Origin of the sequence: Parabacteroides goldsteinii DSM 19448 = WAL 12034 (assembly GCF_000969835.1) — a bacterium.
Classification (GTDB): domain Bacteria; phylum Bacteroidota; class Bacteroidia; order Bacteroidales; family Tannerellaceae; genus Parabacteroides; species Parabacteroides goldsteinii.
The window spans coordinates 1,500,694-1,524,319 of the sequence record NZ_KQ033912.1 but is presented as its reverse complement, the minus strand read 5'-3'; the positions used below and the strand labels follow the sequence as shown (position 1 = coordinate 1,524,319).

General features: G+C 39.5%; 12 protein-coding genes. All 12 read left to right on the top strand.

What is annotated here, in order from left to right; all coding sequences use genetic code 11:
* The first annotated feature begins 98 nt into the window (after window positions 1-98).
* The 12 genes from HMPREF1535_RS05765 to HMPREF1535_RS05710 all read left to right on the top strand — a co-directional run bounded on the left by HMPREF1535_RS05765 (window position 99) and on the right by HMPREF1535_RS05710 (window position 23,576).
* Entirely contained in the window at window positions 99-3,443 is a 3,345-nt protein-coding gene (locus tag HMPREF1535_RS05765) for a TonB-dependent receptor (protein ID WP_052716660.1), read from the top strand.
* Window positions 3,444-3,455: 12 nt separating this feature from the next.
* On the top strand, window positions 3,456-4,997 hold the full coding sequence (locus HMPREF1535_RS05760; protein ID WP_046146433.1) for a RagB/SusD family nutrient uptake outer membrane protein: 1,542 nt from the start codon (window positions 3,456-3,458) through the stop codon (window positions 4,995-4,997).
* A 9-nt stretch (window positions 4,998-5,006) separates the two neighbouring features.
* On the top strand, window positions 5,007-6,548 hold the full coding sequence (locus HMPREF1535_RS05755; RefSeq protein ID WP_046145555.1) for a sulfatase family protein: 1,542 nt from the start codon (window positions 5,007-5,009) through the stop codon (window positions 6,546-6,548).
* Between the two features lie 74 nt (window positions 6,549-6,622).
* On the top strand, window positions 6,623-7,192 hold the full coding sequence (locus HMPREF1535_RS05750) for an RNA polymerase sigma-70 factor (RefSeq protein ID WP_046146432.1): 570 nt from the start codon (window positions 6,623-6,625) through the stop codon (window positions 7,190-7,192).
* A gap of 66 nt (window positions 7,193-7,258) precedes the next feature.
* Window positions 7,259-8,245 (top strand): FecR family protein, encoded by a 987-nt coding sequence (locus HMPREF1535_RS05745; RefSeq protein ID WP_046145554.1) that lies wholly within the window; start codon window positions 7,259-7,261, stop codon window positions 8,243-8,245.
* A 214-nt stretch (window positions 8,246-8,459) separates the two neighbouring features.
* A complete protein-coding gene (locus HMPREF1535_RS05740) occupies window positions 8,460-11,831 on the top strand; it encodes a SusC/RagA family TonB-linked outer membrane protein (protein WP_244275574.1) in 3,372 nt (1,123 codons plus the stop codon).
* Window positions 11,832-11,843: 12 nt separating this feature from the next.
* The gene (locus HMPREF1535_RS05735; RefSeq protein WP_046145552.1) at window positions 11,844-13,772 is read left to right on the top strand and encodes a RagB/SusD family nutrient uptake outer membrane protein; all 1,929 of its coding nucleotides are present in this window, start codon (window positions 11,844-11,846) and stop codon (window positions 13,770-13,772) included.
* Between the two features lie 124 nt (window positions 13,773-13,896).
* Window positions 13,897-15,102 (top strand): DUF2264 domain-containing protein, encoded by a 1,206-nt coding sequence (locus HMPREF1535_RS05730; protein ID WP_046145551.1) that lies wholly within the window; start codon window positions 13,897-13,899, stop codon window positions 15,100-15,102.
* Window positions 15,103-15,141: 39 nt separating this feature from the next.
* Window positions 15,142-17,511 carry a glycoside hydrolase family 88 protein gene (locus tag HMPREF1535_RS25320; protein WP_046145550.1) on the top strand — a complete coding sequence of 790 codons (2,370 nt, stop codon included), beginning with the start codon at window positions 15,142-15,144 and terminating at the stop codon, window positions 17,509-17,511.
* A gap of 5 nt (window positions 17,512-17,516) precedes the next feature.
* A complete protein-coding gene (locus HMPREF1535_RS05720; RefSeq protein WP_316246729.1) occupies window positions 17,517-19,928 on the top strand; it encodes a DUF5703 domain-containing protein in 2,412 nt (803 codons plus the stop codon).
* A gap of 398 nt (window positions 19,929-20,326) precedes the next feature.
* Window positions 20,327-21,322: a metallophosphoesterase family protein gene (locus HMPREF1535_RS05715; protein ID WP_046145549.1), complete on the top strand. Its 996-nt coding sequence runs from the start codon at window positions 20,327-20,329 to the stop codon at window positions 21,320-21,322.
* Window positions 21,323-21,428: 106 nt separating this feature from the next.
* Complete coding sequence (locus HMPREF1535_RS05710; protein WP_046145548.1) at window positions 21,429-23,576, top strand: alpha-L-fucosidase; 2,148 nt, start codon at window positions 21,429-21,431, stop codon at window positions 23,574-23,576.
* Window positions 23,577-23,626: the final 50 nt, after the last annotated feature.

Here is a 23,626-nt window from a genome sequence, read left to right as displayed (position 1 = left end):
CCCGGATTTGAAATCGTGGTGAACACCAATTAATAAATCGCCTGAAACAGGTGGTAAATAATATAGTATTCAACTTTAAAATCTAATTTTACAAAGGTATGGAAATAAACCTGAAAACACAATGGAATAAACTGAATAGTTTGTTCCGGGTAGCAATAATACTTTTTCTTTTCCTTTTTTCGCAATTTACGGTTATATGGTCTCAGACCATAACGTTTTCCGAAAATAGTCTGACAATCAAAAAAGCGTTTGCCGAGATCGAGAAACAGACAGACATGTCGGTTGACTATGATGAATCGGTTTTGAATATTCATAAGAAGATAGAGCTTGGAACTGGTAATAAAAATCTGGATGAAACATTAAATCAGATTTTACAGGGAACAAATTGCTCTTATGTAATTAAAAATAATCATATTGTTATTTCTGCCGAGAATAAAAAGCAGGAAAAGGAGAATCTGGTGGTAACCGGGACAATCACAGATGAACATGGCGAACCGATTATCGGTGCGAATGTGATGGAAAGAGGAACAACAAATGGTTGTATCTCCGACATCGACGGCAATTATTCATTAAGCGTAAAAGGAAATTCGGTCCTTTTATTTTCCTATATCGGATATATATCCAAAGAAATAGCCGTGAATAACCAGAAGATGATAAATGTGAGATTGATGGAAGACACACAAAAACTGGAGGAAGTGGTTGTCGTAGGTTATGGTGTTCAGAAAAAGGTAAATCTTACCGGTGCTGTTTCTGTAGTGAAAGGGGAAGAGATGACTAAACGTCCTGTTACCAATGCAACTTCCATGTTACAGGGGCAAGTTCCGGGTTTGCGTGTCGTAAACGGTTCCGGACAGTCGGGTAATAATAAAGTGAGTTTACGGGTTCGCGGACAAGGCACGTATTCCGATGCCGGCTCCGATCCGCTGGTACTGATCAACGGTGTTCCGGGAGATCTGTCAAATCTCGATCCGAATGCGATTGAAAGTATATCGGTATTGAAAGATGCCGCTTCTGCTGCTGTATATGGTGCGCGTGCGGCTAATGGTGTAGTATTGGTGACAACGAAAACGGGTATAAATAAAAAGACATCGATCAGTTATTCCGGAAACTTTGCTATTTATTCTCCGACACGTATGCTGAATGTCGTTACCAATTCCGTGGATTATATGAATTTGTGGAATGAGGCTAAAGCGAATTCCGGTATTTCTTCGGGTTTGTATCCCCAGGACATTATTGACCAGTATAAAAATGCTAAACCGGGTGATCCGGAATATCCTAATTATGATTGGTTGGGCGAACATATCCACAGTACGTTCTCACATAATCACAATGTAGCTGTTTCCGGCGGATCGGATAAGATGTCATACAATGTCTCTATGTATTATGCCGATGAAAACGGAACAATGGACGGACACGGATATAAGAAGTATAATTTTACGGCAGATCTGCAAAGCCAGATAACCAAATGGATGAAATTCGGTTCGTATGTGGGGTTTATGAGAGGGGACAGAAAACGTCCTTATGAGGGAGGCACAGACGGCAGCTTTACTTCTATTTTTGCACAGGCACCCACCTATGCACCTCAACGTTCCGACGGTTCATGGGTGTACAAGGCTTATCCGTGGGAAAGTAATAACAAGAATGTGATTGCTTTGGTCGGTAATGATGCATTACGTAAAAATACGAGTTATGATGTGAATGCACAGGCCTGGTTGACAATAGATATTGTTAAAGGGTTGTCCTGGCATACAAAGGGAGCGGTTCGCATGATCGCAGAAAGAGAGAAAGAATGGCGTCCGTTGGTAAAACTTTATAATTATCACTCCGGTGAATATATGAATGAACTGGATGTGGGTGCAAAAGGCCTGAATTCGAATGATTATCATACATTCTATACTTATCTGTATTCTTATCTGAAGTATGATGTGTCAACAAAAGACCAGAATCATAATTTCGGTCTGCAATTGGGTTATTCTCAGGAAACAAATGATTATGATTGGCTGAAGGGGTATAGAAAAGATTTTCCGTTCCCGTTGACGGAGATTGATGCCGGTTCGAAAGAATTACAGGAGGCAGAAGGAAATCTTGAGCAATGGTCGTTAATGGGTATTTTCGGACGTTTCAATTATAACTATAAGGAACGTTATTTGTTTGAGGCCAACTTCCGTTATGATGGTTCTTCCCGCATTAATCCTGACGACAGATGGGGTATATTCCCTTCTTTCTCTGCCGGTTGGAGAATGACAGAAGAACAGTTTATGCAGAATTTGCATTGGTCATGGTTGAATAGTATGAAGATTAGGGCTTCCTGGGGACAGTTAGGTAATCAGAATATTGGTATATACCCTTATCAGGCAGTCATGGAAAATGAGGGAAATTATACATTTGATAATTCTTCTTTGTCGACCGGTTATGCACAAACCAAGTATGCAAACCGGAATATAACATGGGAGACTACTACCGTTACTGATATAGGTTTGGAGGCAACAGTATTCAATGGTCTTAATGTTACGCTTGACTGGTATAAAAAGAAAACAAAAAACATTCTCCGGGATGCCCAGGTTACAGGGGCTTTAGGATTGGATGCACCTGTTATAAATAACGGTGAGATGGAGAATAAAGGCTTTGAAATTAATGCGCAATATGTAAATAATATTAAAGGCGGTCTTTTCAAGGGATTAAATTATAATGTAGGTTTCTATTTTGACCGTAACAGGAACAAGGTGACAAAGTTTGGTGCTGATGAAATATCCGGACATTATTTGCGTCAGGAAGGTTTGCCTTACAATTCTTATTATATGCTGGATTGTATCGGTATTTTTAGGGATGAGGATGATGTGAAAAATTCACCCAAACAGTTCAATGATAATACATTGCCGGGCGACCTGAAATATCGTGATGCCAATAATGACGGTGTGATAGATAATAATGACCGTGTAGTGATTGACGGACGATTCCCTAAATTTGAGTATGCATTTAATTTGTCTGCCAGTTGGAAGGGATTTGACGTTTCTCTTCTGCTGCAAGGTGTTGAAGGAAAGAAACATTATGTTACGGATTGGGGATTACAGCCATTCCGTCAGGGTAGTGCTCCGACAATTGATTATGTAAAATATCGCTGGACAGAAGATAATCCGGATAACGCAAAGTATCCGAAAATGTATTTTGATGATTTCGGCGGTAGCAAGAATACAAGAAAGAATTCTTACTTTTTGAAAGATGCTTCTTATTTGCGTCTCAAGAATCTGACAATAGGCTATACTATTCCTGTAGAGTTGACAAGGAAAATGTTGGTTGAAAGGATACGTATATTCTTCTCCGGTGATAATCTGGCGACAATTACCAATTATCCGGAATTGGATCCGGAAAGAGAAGAAGACGGTCGTTTTGTCGCTTATCCGCAAAATAAGATTTGTTCATTTGGTATTAACGTCCAATTTTAATTCGATATGGTTATGAAGAAAGCTAAATATTATTTGCTGCTGGCATTGGTTGTTATCATGAGCGGATGTGATGATTTTCTGGAAAAGAATCCGCCGTCCAAACCTTCGGAGAATACATTCTGGAAACAAAAAAGCGATTTGGATATGGCTCTGACCGCCTGTTACGGGACAATGACGAAATTTAGCCATGGTTATTTCTCATTCGGTACTCCTCAATGGGATAGCTTTGTTGATAATTGTCATAGTGTGGGCGAAGGAATCACTTTTGATGTATTCCAAGGGAATATAGACCCGTCGACTGTAGGCATAATTCAAGATGTATATAAAGGTTCGTATGTCGGGATTACCCGTATGAATTTATTTCTTTATCAATTGGACCGATACGAAAATACCGACTTATCGGATACAGAGAGAGATTTTTATAAAGGACAGGTACTTTTCCTCAGAGCATTTTATTATTCATTCTTGTATAGATGTTACGGAGATGTTCCTTTGATCCTTGAACCCCTCGATCTTGAAACACAATATCAGCCGAAAGTTGAAGCTGCAAAAATCTTAGAACAGATTTATTCGGATCTGGATGATGCCATTGGGCTGTTGCCGGACAATACCTATTTGGAATTACCCGGAAGAGTGACAAAAGGTGCGGCTCTTGCTTTAAAGGTCAGAATTATGTTATATGACGCATATAATGACAATGGGAAAGCTGATATTGGAAAAATGGGAAATATACTGACTGTGGCTGAGCAAATAAAAGGCTATTCGTTAAGTAATGATTTTGAAAGCATTTTTCAGGGTGCAGGGCAGGAAACGAATACGGAGATCATTTTCTCGACGAAATATCTGGCTCCCAATAATTGGCATACGAGTGATCTATGGTTTGGCGCATGGTTACGTTGTGCTCCTTTGACGAACCTGGTGAGTGAATTTGAGTTTAAGGACGGTACCTCTTTTTCTACGGAAAATCCGTTATATAATCCGGAAAACCCGATTGAAAACCGAGATCCCCGTTTGGATATGTCCACTTTTTATCAGCAATTGGTTATGGGAGATGTCGAACAGCCTGTTACGGGCGTTTTGCCGACCGGTTACGGACTGAAGAAATTTGTAACCCGCGACAAGACGCAGTATCCGATCGGGTATAATACGCGTAGTGATCAGGACTGGGTACATTTCAGATATGCCGAAATATTGCTGGCTATAGCGGAGGCAGAGAATGAAGTGAATGGCCCGACTCAGAAAGCGTATGATGCGATTAACAGTATCCGTGCCCGTAAAGGTGTTGATATGCCGCCGTTACCGACCGGTTTGAATCAGACACAGATGCGCGAAAAGATACGTCATGAAAGGCGGATAGAATTAGCATTTGAAGGGCATCGCTATTTTGATCTGAAACGATGGCGTATTATTGGAGAAATTATGAATAACTTTGACGAGCCGACATTGCCATTGTATAAATCTGTATTTGAAGATCGTTTTTATTTGTGGCCGATACCGCAAAGTGAGATTGACAAGAACAATGGCGTTTTGGTTCAGAACCCGAATTACAAATAAAACAGAGATATGAATAAGTTAATCAAAAATCGCGGGCTGCTTCTTTCTTTAGGCAGCCTGGCAGTCTTTAGCAGTTGTGCCCAACAACAGCCACAGGAAGCAAAGAAGCCGAATATCGTGTTCATCTTTGCGGATGATATGGGATATGGAGATGTTTCTGCATTGAATGAAAATTCCAAGATAAAAACGACTAATATCGACCGGATTGCCAATGAAGGAGTTATTTTTACAGATGCACATTCCAGTTCATCCGTCAGCACACCTTCGCGTTATAGTGTGTTGACCGGACGGTATAACTGGCGTTCCGATCTCAAATCCGGTGTATTGATGGGATACAATAAGGCTTTGATCGCTCCGGACCGCAGAACGATCGCTTCTGTGCTGAGGGATCAGGGGTACCAGACGGCATGTATCGGGAAATGGCACCTCGGATGGGATTGGAATAATATAGAAGCAGGGCCGGATAGTGTGGATTTTAGCAAGCCTATCTCCAACGGGCCTACGACAAGAGGTTTCGATTATTTCTACGGGATCATTGCTTCCCTGGATATGGCTCCTTATGTTTATGTGGAAAATGATATGCCGACTGCTTTGCCTGACCGGGTAACGGTGAATGATGGTATGAAGTATTGGCGTAAGGGACCGACGGCTTCCGATTTTGATCATGAACAGACGTTACCCAATTTTATCAACAGGGCGGTGGATTATATCCATGATAAATCAAAGGAAGACAAGCCTTTCTATCTGTATCTCCCGTTACCGGCCCCTCATACTCCGATCTTGCCGATCAAGGAGTACCAGGGTAAATCCGGCCTGAATCCTTACGGCGATTTTGTGCTGATGGTGGATGATATGGTTGGCAAAGTAATGAAAGCATTGAAGGATGCCGGTGTTGATGATAATACAATATTGGTATTCAGTACCGACAATGGTTGCAGTCCGCAGGCCAAGTTTGATGAACTACAGGAAAAGGGGCATTATCCGAGTTATATTTATCGCGGGCATAAAGCCGACTTGTTTGACGGCGGTCACCGTATCCCTTGTGTTGTAAGATGGCCGGCACAGGTTAAATCTCATACGGTAAGCCAGACGGTCTGTCTGACTGATTTCTTTGCAACGTTTGCCGCTGTTGCCGATTATCAGTTGAAAGATTCTGAAGGTGAGGACAGCTACAATATCCTGCCTTTGTTGTTGAATGAGAAAGAAAGTAATGTTATCCGTGAGGCTACGGTTCATCATTCGATCAATGGTGATTTCACGATCCGTAAGGGAGAATGGAAACTCTTGTTGTCTCCCGGCTCCGGCGGTTGGAGTTTTCCGAGACCGGGTACGGATGATGATGTAATTAAAACATTGCCGTTGGTTCAGTTGTATAATATGAAGGATGATCCGGCAGAAACAAAAAATGTATATGCAGAACATCCTGAGATCGTGAAAGAGTTGAAGGAGCTGATGATAAAATACGTCAGGGAAGGCCGTAGTACTCCGGGAGTCCCCCAGAAAAATGATGGTCCCGAAGTCTGGAAGCAACTAAGCTGGATAGAAGAATAAATATTTTGAATCGTTGGATAATCCCGGAAAACAGTTACTTTTGTTTTCCGGGATTTTATTTATCTGAGAGAGAGATGTTAACAGAAAAGAGGAATATACCGTATGATTTTGAAGAAATATATGTATCATATTTCTCCAGAATGAAATGTTTTGCTCAGGAATATGTCCTGTCTGAAGAAGATGCGGAAAACATAGTACAGGATGTTTTTACAGAACTTTGGGAGAAAAAGGAGCTTCTTACCTATAACATAAATTTAGTTGCTTTCCTTTTTACATCGATAAAAAACAGGTGCATCGACCATTTACGCCATGATATCGTTGTAAGAGAGGCTGTAAGCCAAATGCAAGAAGAGTATCAGATTACTTTAAAAGTAAAACTGGCGTCATTGGAATTATTTGACCAATCACTTTTGTCGGAACAGGATATTGAAAAGATAATATCGGAAGTGATAAATTCTTTACCGGAAAAATGCCGAGAGATTTTTATTAAAAGTAAAATAGAAGGGAAGAAACAGAAAGATATTGCCGTAGAAATGAATATATCTCTTAAAACTGTTGAAAACCAAATGAATATTGCTTATAAGAAACTAAAGTCTGAACTGAAAGACTACTTGCCTCTTCTTTTATTTTTTCTGAATAACTAAAAAATTGGATATCTCCTTTGGGGGTTTTCATCCCTTCATCCGTTTATTAATTATTAAACGGAAAATATGGACAAACGAATAGAAAAATACTTTTATGAGGAGCTTTCCCCGGAGGAACGTTTATCCCTGCTGCATGATGTTGAAGCAAATGAGGAACTGAAGAGGCAATTTGCGGAATATCAGAATATGTACGCTTTATTGAATCTGGGGCATCAGATGGAAAACAGGGAGGTCGGCAAAGATAAATTTGATCAGTTTATTTCCGCGAAACAACGTGGAGTTAGCTTAAAACTGTGGGTACGGCGATTAAGTTATGCGGCAGTTGTTGCAGTATTAGTCGTATCATCAAGTATATTGACATATTTATATATGCAGAATAGTTTGCAACAGAATTTATTATCCAATACAATGAATACTTTATATACACCAGCCGGGCAACGTGCACAACTTGTTTTACAGGATGGAACGGAGGTTTGGTTGAATGCAAAGTCGAGGTTGGTTTATCCGGCCCAGTTTGTTGGGAAAGAAAGACGAGTGACTGTTGAAGGAGAGGCTTTCTTTAATGTGGCGAAAAATCCTTCAAAACCGTTTATTGTCTCAACACAGGATATCGATATGAAAGTACTGGGTACGCAGTTTAACGTTTACTGCTATCCGGATGCCGGATATATACAGACTAGTTTGTTGGAAGGTACTGTCAAAGTATTTTTTCCTGATAAGGAGAAAGAAGGGATTATTTTGAAGCCGGATCAACAAGTTACTGTTTCAGAGGGAAAAATGATTGTATCACAGATAAGCCTCGAAGAGCGTTTTTTGTGGCGTGAGGGTATTTATGCCTTTGAAAACGAGCCTCTGATCGATATTCTGAAGAAAATGGAGTTATATTACGACGTTAGGATTATAGTAAAAGATGCTTCCTTGTTTAATGATACTTATACAGGTAAGTTCAGGCAGCGTGATAGTCTGGATGATGTATTTCGGGTATTGCAGCAAATACGGAAATTTAAAGTAGAAAAAGATAAAGACCGGAATATAATAACCTTAAGTAAATAGAATGTTAAACTAAAAACGAAATGCTTATGAGGAAATAACACAAGTAAAAACAAAAGCGGCAGAAGCTACCAACAACTGCCGCCGATGTAAAGTAAACACAAGACGTAAAATTTTTTAGTATTCACTTTAAACATTGAACAAATGTATGAAAAGAAAAACTTTGTTACAGTATTTTGCTGTGCATAATAACAGCGTTAAAGATTTTTTTAGGATTATGAGAATATCGCTATTACTTTTATTTGTCTGTGTATGTCAGTTGATGGCAACAGATATGGATGCGCAAAACACAATTGTTAAAATCAAACAAAATAATATTTCTATCAAGCAGTTGATAAAAGAGATTGAGTTACAGACTGACTATTTAGTTGTTTTCCGAAATCAGGATGTAGATGTGGATAAGCTGATCTTTTTTAAAAAGACCTCAGCTAAAGTGACGGAACTTTTGGAAGAAGTGTGCAGGAATGCTAATATTAATTATGTATTTGAAAATAATTATATCACCTTATCCAAAGGTATTCAGGAGATAAAACAAAATAAGAAAAAGGTAACAGGAGTTGTAATTGACGCTAAAGGAGAACCGATAATCGGAGCTAATGTTGTAGAGATAGGAACATCTAATGGTATTATTACAGATGTAGATGGAAACTATTCATTGGAAGTCGGTGATGGCGCGACTCTTCAGTTCTCATTTATTGGCTATTTGAGTCAGAGTGTTAATGTGAAGGGAAAAACAGTTCTTAATATTACTATGCAGGAGGATACACTGGCTTTAGATGAGGTTGTAGTAGTCGGTTATGGTACGATGCGTAAAAGAGATCTTACAGGTGCCGTAGCCCAAGTACGTCCTGATAAGTTGCTTAAAGAAGGTATTACTACGGTACAAGATATTTTACGGACAGGAGTACCGGGTTTGAATGTCGGCGTTAGTTCTTCTGCCAAAGGTGGCGGATCATTGCAGGTCAGAGGCCAGCGTTCATTATCGGGAAATAATGATCCTTTGATTGTAGTGGATAATGTTATATTTTTTGGTGAATTATCAGAAATCAATCCTCAGGATATTGATCAGTTAGATGTACTGAAGGATGCATCTTCTGCTGCAGTGTTTGGTGCCAAGTCGGCTAATGGTGTTATTATTATAACGACTAAAAAAGGAAAATCAGAAAAACCGACTGTACGTTTTGACGCTAACTGGGGAGTTGTCACTATGGGAAGACAACGCAAAGTGTACGATGCCAATGAATATCTGGACTTTCGTTCAGATTGGTTTGACAGCCAGACTGGTTTTGTTAATCCGGGTAAATATAGACAACCGACTGCTGCAAATCTGAAGAAATATGGTTTAACGATTGATGAGTGGAGAGCAATGTCAGTAGAACAGGGGACAGATGATGAAATCTGGCTGAGTCGTTTAGGCTTGTTCGATAAAGAAAAAGAAAACTATTTTGCCGGTAAAACGTATGATTGGTACGATGAAGCATATCGAACAGGAATCAAGCAGGACTATAATGCGAGTATTTCCGGTCGTGGCGAAAAGGTGAATTATTATTTCTCATTGGGATACTTGGATTCAAAAGGACAAATTATTGGGGATGATTATAAGAGTATTCGTTCGAATCTAAAGGTAGATGCCACCGTTGCCAATTTCTTGACTTTAGGAGCAAATGTGAATTTTCAGGATCGCACAGATGGAAATTTAGCTGTAAAGCCGGAAGATGTATTAAAAAAGAACTCTCCATATTCTACGCCTTATGAAGAAGACGGTAGTTTGGCATGGCATCCTATGGGTGAAAATCCTTTAAATATGGGGTATAACTATCGTTTTGATAGACAGTATAAAGATTTGGAACGTGGTTATACTACACTGAATACTATTTTGACGGCAAAGATTAAATTACCTTTTAATATTAGCTATACGCTTAATTTTACTCCGCGTTTCCAATGGTATCATAATCGTTATCACGAGTCTTCACAGCATCCGGAATGGAAAACGAAACATAATGGTGCTGTAGACAGAGAACAAACACAGCGATTTGAGTGGTTGGTTAATAATACGATTAACTGGGATTATACATTTGCTAAAAAGCATAAAGTGAATGTAACATTGGCTCAGGAAGCCGAGGAACATAGAAAATGGACAGATAAAATTAATGCACGTGATTTTATTCCGACAGATGCATTGGGGCTACATTATGTAGGAGGTGCCGACAAATTAAAAAGTTCTTTTTTAACAGAAGATACTCACAGTACGGGGGATGCCTTGTTAGCTCGTCTATTCTATTCGTATGATGATAAATATATGACAACGTTATCGGTTCGTCGTGATGGATATTCTGCGTTTGGAACATCGAATCCGAGAGCAACTTTCATGTCGGCTGCTTTGGCCTGGGCATTTACGGAAGAGGACTTTTTTACCTGGGAACCGATGAGCCGTGGTAAGTTAAGAGCTTCTTGGGGATCCAACGGTAATCGTGGTGTCGGAATATATGATGCCCTCTCTAACTTGACGACCGGATCAGGGCCTTATGGTTATATAGGTTCAAATGGATCTTTGCAGGAAATTTCAATGTTGTATGTCAGTCGTATGGCGAATCCGAACCTGCGTTGGGAAAGAACTACTTCCTGGAACTTTGGACTTGATTTTGGCTTCCTGAATGATCGTATCATAGGTAGTATTGAATATTACCATATGCCAACTACAGATTTGGTTATGAGTCAGAGCTTGTCTGATATTACCGGTTTTTCAAGCATTACCACAAATTTGGGTGAAGTTCAGAATAAAGGTTTTGAATTGACACTAAATACATTGAATATTCAGAATAGGAATTTTGAATGGAATTCCAGCCTGAATGTTTCCCTGAACAGGAATAAGATCGTGCATTTATATTATACTTATGAAGATGTATTGGATGAAAATGGTAATGTAATTGGAAGAAAAGAAGTGGATGATGAAAAGAATAAATGGTTTATCGGTCATGATATTAATGAAATATGGAACTATCAATATGAAGGAATCTGGCAGTTAGGTGAAGAAGAGGAGGCTGCTAAATATAAACAGGTTCCGGGAGACCCTAAATTCAAAGATATATATGATGTCGAAAACAGAAGATATTCCAATGATGATAAAGTATTTTTAGGATCTACTTCCCCCCGTTTCCGTTGGTCGTTTAGAAATGACTTTACATTTTGGAAGAATTTTAATGTCTCTGTAAATATTTATTCTAAGTGGGGACAGAAAGGTTCTGAAGAGTTTATTAATAGTGGATATGAAGCAGAGCGACAAAATGTGTATAAGCTAAAATATTGGACTCCGGAGAATCCTACGAATGATTATGCCCGCTTAGGTGGTTCGAATGTGGCTAGTGGTGGTCAACGTATTATAGATAAGTCATTTATACGTTTGGAAAGTATTGCACTGGAGTACAATGTACCTAAAAAGTTTTTATCGAAATACCATTTAGGAGGACTGCGTGTATCGGGAAGTGTTCGTAATGTGGCTTGCTGGACTAAGGAATGGCAGTATAATGATCCGGAATACGGAAGTCTGGTTCCTGTTTCATTTAATTTCGGTTTAAGTTTAACGTTATAAAAACAATAAAACATGAAAAATAAAAAGCATATTAAATATATTATGATGGCTGCAGTTTTGTCATCAGCATTGATGATTTCTGGATGTTCTGAGGATTTTTTGAAACCGGACCCTCTCTCTTTTTATGAGCCATCCAAGACTTTTAGAACAAAGGAAGGACTAGAGTCTGCTTTAGCTACTTGTGACAAGCATTTACGCAATATGTATTTTCATTGGCAAGATGCGGACGGAGCTCCTTTTGTTTCTGAAAATCTTTTTTCAGAGATGGCGGTGAATGGAACAACAGACCAGCCTTCAATACCTGGAGTAGGGATTGATCTTGTTACACTGATGCAACCTACTGCTACTGATAATGCTTCAACGATAAGGTATACTTACTTTTGGAGTCAAGCTTATGCTGGTATTAAATATGCAAATTCCATCATTACGAATATTGACTATGTAGAGGGACTGGATCCTAAGTTACATGATGAAATGTTGGGAAGAGCTTATTTTCACCGTGCCTACAGATATTTTAATACAGTCTTTCAATATAAGGATATACCGTTGTTTACGAGAGAAGTACAGGGTACAAAATTCGATTATAAATCGACAAAGCGTTCCGTTATTCTGGATATGATCACAAAAGATTTGGAATATGCTGTTCAAAATGTGCCGGAAGTTGCTGATTATGGAGGTATGATTGATAAAGGAACTTGTCGCCATTTATTGATTAAATGTTATTTGGCAACAGGACAGTTTGATAAAGCAATTGAAGAGGCTAATATTTTAATCAATAACTCAGGATATGCGTTAATGACTGAAAATTTCGGAACCTTTATCAATCCGATGCCGGATGTTCATCCTGTTACACGCAATGTAATCTGGGATTTACACAGACCTGAAAATAAAATGACATCGGCGAATAAAGAAGCAATCTTTTGTATGATTAGTCGTAATGAATCAGCGGAAAGTAGTATTCGTCTTAAAACAATGCGTAATGCAGTTCCTTTTTGGCCTGCTGCTGGAGCTATTGGAATCATGACTCCGAATGGTAAACAAGGCATGGATATTACTACAACTTATTTCAATTATAAAAAAACTTATGGGCGTGGAGTTGCTCGCATGCGTCCAACGAATTATAACCAATATACGTTGTGGGTAAATGATTCGACAGATTTGCGCCATAGCGTGAAACATGGAAATTGGATGGTAATGGAAAATTTCAAATATAATCATCCTAAATTATTCTCGGAGGGAAATGAGTATGCAGGGAAAAATATTCGTTTGTATGGGGATAATGGAGAATTGTTATGTTCCGATACGATACGAAACTGGTTTAACTGGCCTCATTATAAAACTTGGGTAGAAGATCCTAATTATGAGAATAGCAATAACTATGAAGGAGGAGAAGGAGATTGGTATATGTTTCGTTTGGCCGAAACGTATCTTTTGAGAGCTGAAGCGTATATGTGGAAAGGGGATGTAGCTAAAGCTGCAGAAGATGTCAATACGATTCGTAAAAGATCCCAATGTTCAATACTGTTTACTCCGGGAGAAATGAATATGGGAGTTATAATGGACGAAAGAGCAAGAGAATTATATCTGGAAGAATGGCGTCATGTTGAATTAAGTCGTGTTTCTTATATTTTCGCATTGACAGGACAGACTGATGAATTCGGAAAGACTTATACGGAAGAAAAATTGTCTGATGATAGTTATTGGTGGCAAAGGATTTGTAAATACAATAATTTCTATAATTCGGGTATAAAAACTCGTTCCGGAGTAAAGTATACTATTGCTCCGTATCATATATTCTTCCCGATCCCTCAAGGTACCATTGATGCGAACAGAGAAGGTCGCATCAATCAAAACAAGGGATATGCTGGATATGAGTATAATGTAACTCCGTTTGACAATCTGGAAGAAGCGAAGGCTGCAGAATTGGATTATACCAATTAATAGTATGTCATTTGTTACCATTTGGCCTGGAGTGTTCCTATTTGTATAAGGAACATGTTACAGGTCGAATGGTAGTCTTTTGGAATAGAAGTTTTACGTTTGATAATTAAAAACTCTACATAACATGATAAAACATACTTTTAAATTATTGTTGGTTGTCGTAGCTTTAGTATATGTTCCTTTTGTTAAAGCGCAAGAGGATGACCGGATTGTCTGGATAGGTGCGATGACACGCATTGCCGATCCTGTATTGATTAATCTGAGTCAGAACACATTGAAAAAGAATATGCCTTATGAGTCTTTATCGAAGACAAGAAGTAAGTTTTCGCATCTGGAAGCTGTCGGACGTTTGATTTGCGGAATAGCTCCATGGCTAGAACTCGGACCGGATAATACCCCGGAAGGTCAATTGCGGGCGAAATATATTGATTTGGCAGTAAGAGGATTAAGGAATGCTGTTGATCCTAGTGCTCCGGATTATTTGGTTTTCGGAGAACCTTCCCAACCGTTGGTTGACGCTGCCTTTTTAGCTCAAGGATTGCTTCGTGCTCCTAAACAATTGTGGGAGAAGTTGGATGATCAGACTCAAAAACGGATGATCACAGAACTTAAACGTAGCCGGGGTATTAAACCTGGAGAAAACAACTGGTTGCTATTTGCTTCTATGGTGGAAGCTGCATTGCTGGAATTTACCGGCGAATGTGATATGGGGCGTTTGACATACGGAGTTTTTAAATTCCGTGACCAGTGGTATAAAGGCGATGCCATTTATGGAGATGGAAAGTTTTTTCATATGGACTATTATAACAGTTTTGTCATTCATCCAATGTTGACCGATGTTTTGAAAATGATGAAAAAACATCATTTGGAAGGTGCAGATTTTCTGGAAATACAATTGAAACGTCATACTCGGTATGCAGAACAACTGGAACGTTTTATCTCTCCGGAAGGGACCTTCCCTGCAGTGGGCCGTTCTATTTGTTATCGGTTCGGTGCTTTTCATGCATTAAGCCAAGCTGCATTATTACATATGTTACCAGGAAGAGTTAAGCCGGCACAAGTCCGTTGTGCATTGACGACAGTGATACGTAACCAATTTAAGTCTCCGGCCAATTTTGATTCGGATGGTTGGCTACGTGTTGGATTTACCGGTGAACAACTCGATATGTCCGAATCGTATATCAATACTGGTAGCGTGTATTTGTGTGCTGTCGGTCTGCTGGCGCTGGGATTGCCGACAACGGATGAATTTTGGTCGGAGCCGTTTGCCGAATGGACTAATCTGAAAGCTTGGAGTGGCAAAGAAGTAAAGGCGGACCATGCTCTTTAAATAGAAAAAGCTAGTTGGAATTATAAAAAATAAGTATTTATGAAAAACTTGGTAGGTATTATATTACTCATTTTAATTTTTTGTCAGGGGAATTTGTGTGCTCAACAGTATGATGAGGCCCCTTCTTATGCAGAAGATTATGCATTTGTTACACAGGATGGCGCCTGGTGTTGGTTCTCTGATCCAAGGGCTGTCTATGTGGAAAATAAAATAATAGGAGGATTTGTTGATAAACAAGGAAGTATATGGGCTTTCTCTTATGATCCGGTTAATCAGCAGAAAAAACAATATAAATTGAAGGATCAGCTGGACTATGACGATCATGCTAATCCTTCTGTAATGATTCTCCCGGACAAACGTATTATGATTTTCTTTTCGGCACATGGGGGAACGACAAATTCTCCAATCTATTATGCAACGACTGAAAAGCCGGTGGATATTAGTTCATGGAGTAAATTAGATTCGATTGTTCCTAAAATGCCGGGAAATCTTGGGGTTTGTTATACGAATGCTGCAATGCTTTCTGGAGAGAATAATAGAACTTATCTCTTTTTTAGGGGACGTAATTTTAAACCGACTTTTATTGCAAGTGATGATTTAAAGAATTGGAGTGCTCCGGTAACAATTGTTGTCAACGATAGTATTTACGGTGAGAGTGGACGTCCATACATGAAAATGACAACGAACCATAAAGATAAAATCTTTTTTGCTTTTACTGATGCACATCCGCGGGATAGGGCAACCAATTCTATCTATTTCATGATGTATAAAGATGGAAAATTATGTAAGGCAAACGGAGATGTTGTGTCAGAGAGTATGGAGCATGCAGTTATGCCCAGTCAGGTTGATAAAGTATATGATGCTACAAAAACATTCGATAAAGCCTGGATCTGGGATATTGCATTCGATAAGGATGAAAATCCAGTACTTGTGTATGCTCGTTTCAGTGATCGGGATAACAGTCATTCTTATTGGTATGCCCGTTGGACTGGTAGTGAGTGGGAAAATCATCTTATTACTAAAGCCGGGCAATGGTTTCAGCGATCAAATTATGTAAAAGAAAAACCTGAATATGAATGTAATTATTCCGGTGGTGTTTATTTGGATCATGAAAATCCTTCAATCGTTTATACTTCCCGACCAATAAACAATGTTTTTGAGATTGAGCGATGGATTTTTGTCGGAGGTAAAGAAAAGTGGAAAACGGAAACGATCACCAGTGAGTCTTCACGTGATAATGTACGACCATTTGTCGTTAGAAATCATAAGGGAGGCCAACCGGATGTTTTATGGATGTATAACTATGAGTATCCGGGTTTCAGAGCATACAATTCGGCGATCCGTATCAATCAAAAGGCAAAAGGCTTCAGCTCGGAGTTGAATAAAGAGGCAATATCACAAGTGGCAAATGCTGTCTTTGATTGGCAAATGAAAGATTATAAAGTAAATAGAAATAGTTGTAATCAGGGATGGGTAAGCGGTGTTCTGTACAATGGTTTATTTGATTGGGCTGACTGCTCTAATAATAAAGGCTATATCGATTTTCTGAATAAGATATTTTCAGGTTTCTCCTGGCAAGTGGGTAACAGAATGTATCATGGTGATGATCTTTGTGTTGGACAGGCCTATTTGGATATGTATGCTAAGTTTAAAAAAGAGAATATGTTGGTCCCGACAAAAGCCCGGGTTGATTGGGTGATGGCTAATCCTCCGGCAGAAAATATCGATGTAACGAAGGGGCATAGTGATCGTTGGTGGTGGTGTGATGCTTTATATATGGCTCCCCCTGTATATGCTCGTTTATACACTCTGACAGGGAACAAAAAATATATGAAGTTTGCACATAAGGAATTTTTGGCAACATATGATCATTTATATGACAAAGAGGAGCATTTGTTTTATCGGGATGCAAGATATCTAGATACGAAAGATGAAAATGGGACAAAGGTTTTCTGGAGCCGTGGTAATGGTTGGGTAATAGCGGGTTTAGTGGAGGTATTGAAGAATCTGCCGGAAGAGGATAAAAAGTACCGTCCGTTTTATCTGCAATTATATCGGGAGATGTGTGAAAAACTGATCGAACTTCAGGGGGAAGATGGTTATTGGCGTTCTAGTTTGTTGAACAAAGAGACTTTTCCTATGCCGGAAACAAGTGGAACAGGTCTATTTACTTATGCTTTGGCTTATGGCGTTAACCAGGGGCATTTACCTAAGGATAAATATATGCCGGCTGTAGAAAAGGGTTGGAATGCATTGGTAAAAGCTGTAAATACAGAAGGAAAAATTGGCTGGGTTCAAATGGTGGCAGATAAACCGGGAAAGGTTGAAAAGAAATCGGTTAGAGGCTATTCGGTCGGAAGTCTATTGATGACAGCAGCAGAGTTATATGAATTCTTGGAAAAAAAATAGATATTATGAGTTTTGGGGACTATTTAAAATATTCAATTTGTTTTCTAGCATTATTTTCTTGTCAATATTCGGGAAAGAAGGAAAAGCTTTCCCTGTGGACTGACATGTACAATGTCATTTGGGATCAACCATCTTTGAATGCATCGGAATCTATGCCATTTGGAGGAGGAGATATCTGTTGTAATGTGTGGGTCGAGTCTGGTGATATTTTACTTTATATGCAGAAAAGTGGCTGTTTTAGCGAAAACGGAGAATATTTGAAATTAGGGCGTGTCCGATTACGTCTTTCTCCTAACCCATTTATTCAATATACTAAATTTGAACAATGTTTAAAACTGAAAGATGGTTCCATTCTGATATCGGCCAATAAGGATAACGGAGAGTCTGTTTGTATCAAAGTCTGGGTAGATATATTTACCCAGTCTATCCATTTTGACATGCATTCGAATAAAAAAATAGCATTAGAAGCTTTTTACGAGAATTGGAGAACGGAAGATAAGGAACTGACTGATAAAAATAGAGGACGTTTCGGTTGTTTTGGACTGGAAGGTTATCCGGGGAAAGTTATCAAGAAAAAAGATCAGATTGTTTTTTCTGAAAATGGGATTCTGTTTTATCATAGGAATACAGGGAATACCTTATCACCGGATGTAATGATCGAGCAACAGAAGCTTTCCCGTTATAAAGATGAAATATGCAATACTATTAGTAATCTGACATTCGGAGGCTTTATATTTGGAGATAATTTGGTCGCTGGAAGTATAACAGAAGGAAAGTATTGCAACACCGATTTTAAATCCTGGTCTCTGAAAAGTAAAAAGGCCAGTAATGACTATCATTTCCAGATTGCAACTTATAAGGAGCAAACTGCAGATGTTAATCAATGGATCTCCTGTTTAAAAGAAAAGGCTGCTGTGGCAAATAATGAAAAAGGAAATCCGGAGAGAAACACAGAATGGTGGAGAGAATTTTGGAATCAAAGTTGGATAATTACAGATCCAACCAGAAGGGATTCTGCCTGTTTGTGGGAGGTCGGTCGTAACTATCAGTTATTTCGCTATCAGTTAGGTTGTAATTTATATGGAGAATATCCTTCTAAATTTAATGGAGGGAATCTTACTTTTGACCCTGCATATGTCGATTCCAGATTAGAGCATGATCCGGATTGGCGACAATGGGGTGGAGATGTTTTTACGGCGCAAAATCAACGTCTTCTTTTTTGGCCTCTGTTAAAAAGTGGAGATTTTGACGGGATGATAGCCCAGTTTAATTTGTATAAACGTGGATTGAAGGGTGCACAATTGAGGGTTCAGGAATATTTTGGACACAATGGCGCCATGTTCTGCGAATATGCAAATGATGCAGGACTTGATTTTGGAGCTGGATGGGGCTGGAATGATAGTAATATTAGGCAACGGGGAAAAGAACTGCCATTCGGTTCGCCGGAGATAAAAGCTGTCAACACTTATTTTGAGCCGGTGGAACATGGAGTTATGGCTAATGGTTCTATTGCCTATCATTGGGAATCACAGGTCGAACATGCCTATATGATTTTGGAATATCATCGTTTTACCGGCAGGAATATTGACGAATATATGCCTTTTATCAAAAATGCCTTGATCTTTTTCGATGAACATTATCAGAAAAGAGAATTGATGAGGACCGGGAAAGCTTTGGATAATAACGGTAAGCTAGTATTTTTCCCGTCTACTTCCTGTGAATCATATCGTGGAGCGAAGAATCCTGCGGATTTGGTTTCGGGTATTCATTCTTGTTTGGAGGAGTTACTGAGGTTGAAGAGTGATTCTATTTCAGAAAAGGATAGGACTTACTTCTCTTCTTATTTGCAGCGATTGCCCGGTCTGTATTATGATGTGATGAAAGGGGATACAATAGTGAAACCGGCAGAATCGTTTATTAAATATCAAAATGTGGAGTGTCCGCAATTTTATCCACTTTTTCCGTTTAACCGATATGATATCAATAGTAATAAAATTCAGTTGTTTAAGAACACTTGGAAGCATGGGAGTTTCCCTAAAAATATGGTAATCAGTTGGCACCAGGATGGTATTTTTTATGCACGAATGGGGATGGTAGATGAGGCGTATAGTTATAACATGCAGAAGTTGAAAAGTGCAGAACGACGTTTTCCTACGTTTTGGGGACCTGGTCATGATTGGGTTCCGGATCATAATTGGGGAGGATCAGGTATGATTGGTTTGCAGGAGATGTTGTTGCAGACAGTAGGTGATAAAATACATATATTACCTTGTTGGCCCAAAGAGAAAGATGTGTATTTTAAGTTACATGCACCACAGAACACAACTGTTGAGGTCGAATATAGTGGTGGTAGAATTCAAAAATTGGAAGTTCTTCCAGCCAACCGTATGAAAGACGTAGAGGTGTTTCTGGAGTAAATTCTAAACAATCGATGACTGATATTAAATCCGGGTAATTCATAGGAACATTCGAAGCGTCACCGCTGGTATATCGTGCACCGGTAGTGGTACTTCGAGTGTACCTAAAAATACAGCAAGATTGAAAGATGTATGATTTTTATTCTTTTGTTTTTGAATTATGTAAATATATGTGTGGATGGGATGGATTTGTGTGAAAACCAATAAAAACACATTGGTTCAGTAGGGTATGCAAACCTTTGCGTAAATTTTTCTTCTTACAATTGGGACGAATTGGGAAATAATGACGTACTTTTGAAATGGAAAAAAACTTAATGACTTATTAAAGTCTTATGGCAGAAGTATTTGGATATTCGTCAAGGTAGTAATCGATATTTAATAAAACAATAATTAAATTTATGAACTATTTGAAATTAGTGCATTTGTTTCTAGCTGTAACCATGATGGGGACGGTGATGATATCTTGTGTAAAAAAAGAAGCACCGGTAAGATTCGCCATTGCATCGGATTTTCATGCACCGGATGTTCCGGGCGGGAAGGAACGTGTTGAAACATTTATTAAAGCGGCCAGTGATGAGAATGTCGATTTTATCATTGAACTAGGGGATTTTTGTCGACTTGACAGTGCGAGCCAAGTGTACAGAGATGTATGGAACAGTTTTAAAGGAGAAAAACATCATGCCATAGGGAATCATGACCTTGACCGTTACAGTGTAGATGAATATGTAGTGGGAATGGGTATGCCGAATCGTTATTATTCATTTGACAAGGGTAATTTTCATTTTGTGGTACTTGATGGTAATAATTATTCCGATGGTGAAGAAATTCATCATTATGACCATGCGAATTATGGGAAGTATCCGTTGAGCAACCATTCGTATATGGACAAGGAGCAAATGGAATGGCTGGAAAAGGATTTGGCATCGACGGACTTGAAGACCGTTTTGCTGTCTCATCAAAGTTTGGATAGTGAACTTAAAAACGGTGTAGAAGTGCGGAACATTCTGGAAAAGGAAAACAAACGTGCGGGATTTAAGAAAGTGCTACTTGCTTTCAGCGGGCATAACCATAGTAATTATACGAAAAATATTAATGGGATCACCTATATGCAGATCAATAGTGCTTCCTATGTGTGGATCGGCAAGGAGACTATGACAGAGAAGCGATTTCCAAAAGAAATCAATGATAAATATGGCCTGATGGCATATTCTATGATGTATGATAAACCTCTGTATGCTATTGTGACATTGACAGAAGAGGGTGCTGATGTAAAAGGAGTAAAGGCTGATTTTATGCCTCCTGCACCGAAAGAAGTCGGGTTGGGTGATTCTATAGGCGGTTATCCTTTGGTGTCGACCATTGAAGATGTCTATGTGGAATTTACCGACAAGTAAAGAAATATCCGTAAACCTTTGTGTAATTTTTTACATATGTTAATTTATTGAATTAGAGATTTAAAGCGTATTTTTGGTTTCTCAACATATTTATCATATAAAACACATGAAAAAAATCTATTCATTTTTGGTAGGGACTATGCTTCTTTCTGCCTGTTCTCAAACGCAGGAATCGAGTATGCCTATTCAAAATACGATTAAAATTGAGGAGGGCGACACTAAAGAACTCATTATTGAGAAAGCTGCCCATGTGGTGCCGACTCCTAACCAATTGGCGGCACTGCAAAATGAGTTTATCGCTTTTATTCATTTCGGGCCGAATACGTTTACCCGGATGGAATGGGGGAACGGTATGGAAGATCCGAAAGTGTTCGATCTGAAGGAACTCGATACCGATCAGTGGTGTGAAGCGATGAAAGCTGCCGGCATGAAAATGGTTATTATTACCGTAAAGCATCATGACGGATTTGTCCTTTGGCAAAGCCGTTATACAAAACATGGCATTATGTCGTCGAATTTCCGGGACGGTAAAGGCGATGTCTTAAAAGACTTGTCCGCTTCTTGTCAGAAATACGGATTGAAGCTGGGTGTTTATCTTTCACCGGCCGATTTGTTCCAGATAGAAAGTCCTGACGGATTATATGGAAATCTCAGTGAATATACAAAACGAACCATCCCGCGCGAAGTGCCGGGCAGACCGTTTGCCAACCAAACGAAATTTGAGTTTGTGGTGGACGATTACAATGAATATTTCCTGAACCAGTTGTTTGAAATACTGACTGAATATGGCCCGATACATGAAGTCTGGTTTGACGGTGCACATCCGAAACGGAAAGGTGGCCAGACTTACAACTATCCGGCATGGAAAGAACTGATCCATAAACTGGCTCCGAATGCTGTGATATTCGGTCGTGAAGATGTTCGCTGGTGTGGTAACGAGGCCGGTGGAACCCGTCCTACGGAATGGAACGTAATCACTTACCAGGCAGATCCGGATACAATGACACAGTTTGCCGATATGACAGACCCCGTGCTGGGCGATCGCGAGAAACTATATCAGGCAAAATACCTGCATTATCAGCAGGCAGAAACTAATACGTCTATCCGTGAAGGCTGGTTCTACCGTGATGATACACATCAGAAAGTGAGAAGTGCCGATGATGTGTTCGATATTTACGAACGGGCTGTTGGAGGTAACTCTACCTTCCTGTTGAACATACCGCCTAACCGTGACGGTAAATTCTCTCCGGCAGACGTTGAGTCGTTGAAAGAGGCCGGTAAACGTATTCGCGAGACATACGGCACGGATTTGCTGGCTGGTGCTAAAGGTCCGAAAGAAGTTTTGGATGGAAAGAATGATACTTATTTGTTGATGAAAGAGAAGGAGTTTACTGTTACGATGCCTTCTCCTGTCACCCTCAACCGTATCATGCTTCAGGAAGCCATTGCCACTCATAGCGAACGTGTGGAGAAACATGCGGTAGACGCATGGATCGACGGCGCCTGGAAAGAGATTGCCGTATCGACCAATATCGGTTATAAACGTATCCTTCGTTTCCCGGAAGTGACGACCGACAAGCTTCGTTTCCGTTTATTGGAATCTCGCCTGACTCCGGCAATTAGTCATGTTTCTGCCCATTATTATACAGCCCGTCCGCCCCAACTAAGCTTTAGTCGGGATATGAATGGAGTAGTTAAAATAGAGCCCAAAATGCAAGAGTTCGGTTGGAAACCTCACGGAGAAAATGCTGCAAGTAACCTGAATGTAGGATATAAGATTTATTATACGACAGATGGTACTGAACCGAGCGAAACTTCTACCGAATATAAAGAACCGGTTGTATTGGATCGTTGTGAATTGAAAGCGGTTGCTGTTTTACATGGTGAAAAAGGAGCTGTGTCCAGTGAACGACTGGGATTGATTAAGAAAGACTGGAAGTTGTCAGAGGTGAAAGGTAATCCGTTGTATCTGACTATTGACTTAGGAAAGAGTCAGGAACTAAGCGGATTGGCTTATGCGCCACAGGCCGGTAAGAACTTCAAAGGAGGTGTGACCAAAGTTGTTGTCAAAGTCAGTGATGACGGACAGCAATGGAAAACAGTGGAAAGTGTGGAGTTCGGGAATTTAGTGAACGACCCGACTAAACGTTTCCATTATTTCAAGAATACTGTTGCTGCCCGTTATGTGCGTATAGAACCTACTGTAATGGCACAGGAAGGCAAGCTAACTTTGGGTAATATAGACCTGCTCTGATTGAAATATTGTAAAAAACTTTTGATGTCTCCGGAAAACAACTACTTTTG

Coding starts and splice junctions, on each gene's coding strand:
- HMPREF1535_RS05765 (WP_052716660.1), top strand. CDS start 99: ATGGAAATAAACCTGAAAACACAATGGAATAAACTGAATAGTTTGTTC.
- HMPREF1535_RS05760 (WP_046146433.1), top strand. CDS start 3,456: ATGAAGAAAGCTAAATATTATTTGCTGCTGGCATTGGTTGTTATCATG.
- HMPREF1535_RS05755 (WP_046145555.1), top strand. CDS start 5,007: ATGAATAAGTTAATCAAAAATCGCGGGCTGCTTCTTTCTTTAGGCAGC.
- HMPREF1535_RS05750 (WP_046146432.1), top strand. CDS start 6,623: ATGTTAACAGAAAAGAGGAATATACCGTATGATTTTGAAGAAATATAT.
- HMPREF1535_RS05745 (WP_046145554.1), top strand. CDS start 7,259: ATGGACAAACGAATAGAAAAATACTTTTATGAGGAGCTTTCCCCGGAG.
- HMPREF1535_RS05740 (WP_244275574.1), top strand. CDS start 8,460: ATGAGAATATCGCTATTACTTTTATTTGTCTGTGTATGTCAGTTGATG.
- HMPREF1535_RS05735 (WP_046145552.1), top strand. CDS start 11,844: ATGAAAAATAAAAAGCATATTAAATATATTATGATGGCTGCAGTTTTG.
- HMPREF1535_RS05730 (WP_046145551.1), top strand. CDS start 13,897: ATGATAAAACATACTTTTAAATTATTGTTGGTTGTCGTAGCTTTAGTA.
- HMPREF1535_RS25320 (WP_046145550.1), top strand. CDS start 15,142: ATGAAAAACTTGGTAGGTATTATATTACTCATTTTAATTTTTTGTCAG.
- HMPREF1535_RS05720 (WP_316246729.1), top strand. CDS start 17,517: ATGAGTTTTGGGGACTATTTAAAATATTCAATTTGTTTTCTAGCATTA.
- HMPREF1535_RS05715 (WP_046145549.1), top strand. CDS start 20,327: ATGAACTATTTGAAATTAGTGCATTTGTTTCTAGCTGTAACCATGATG.
- HMPREF1535_RS05710 (WP_046145548.1), top strand. CDS start 21,429: ATGAAAAAAATCTATTCATTTTTGGTAGGGACTATGCTTCTTTCTGCC.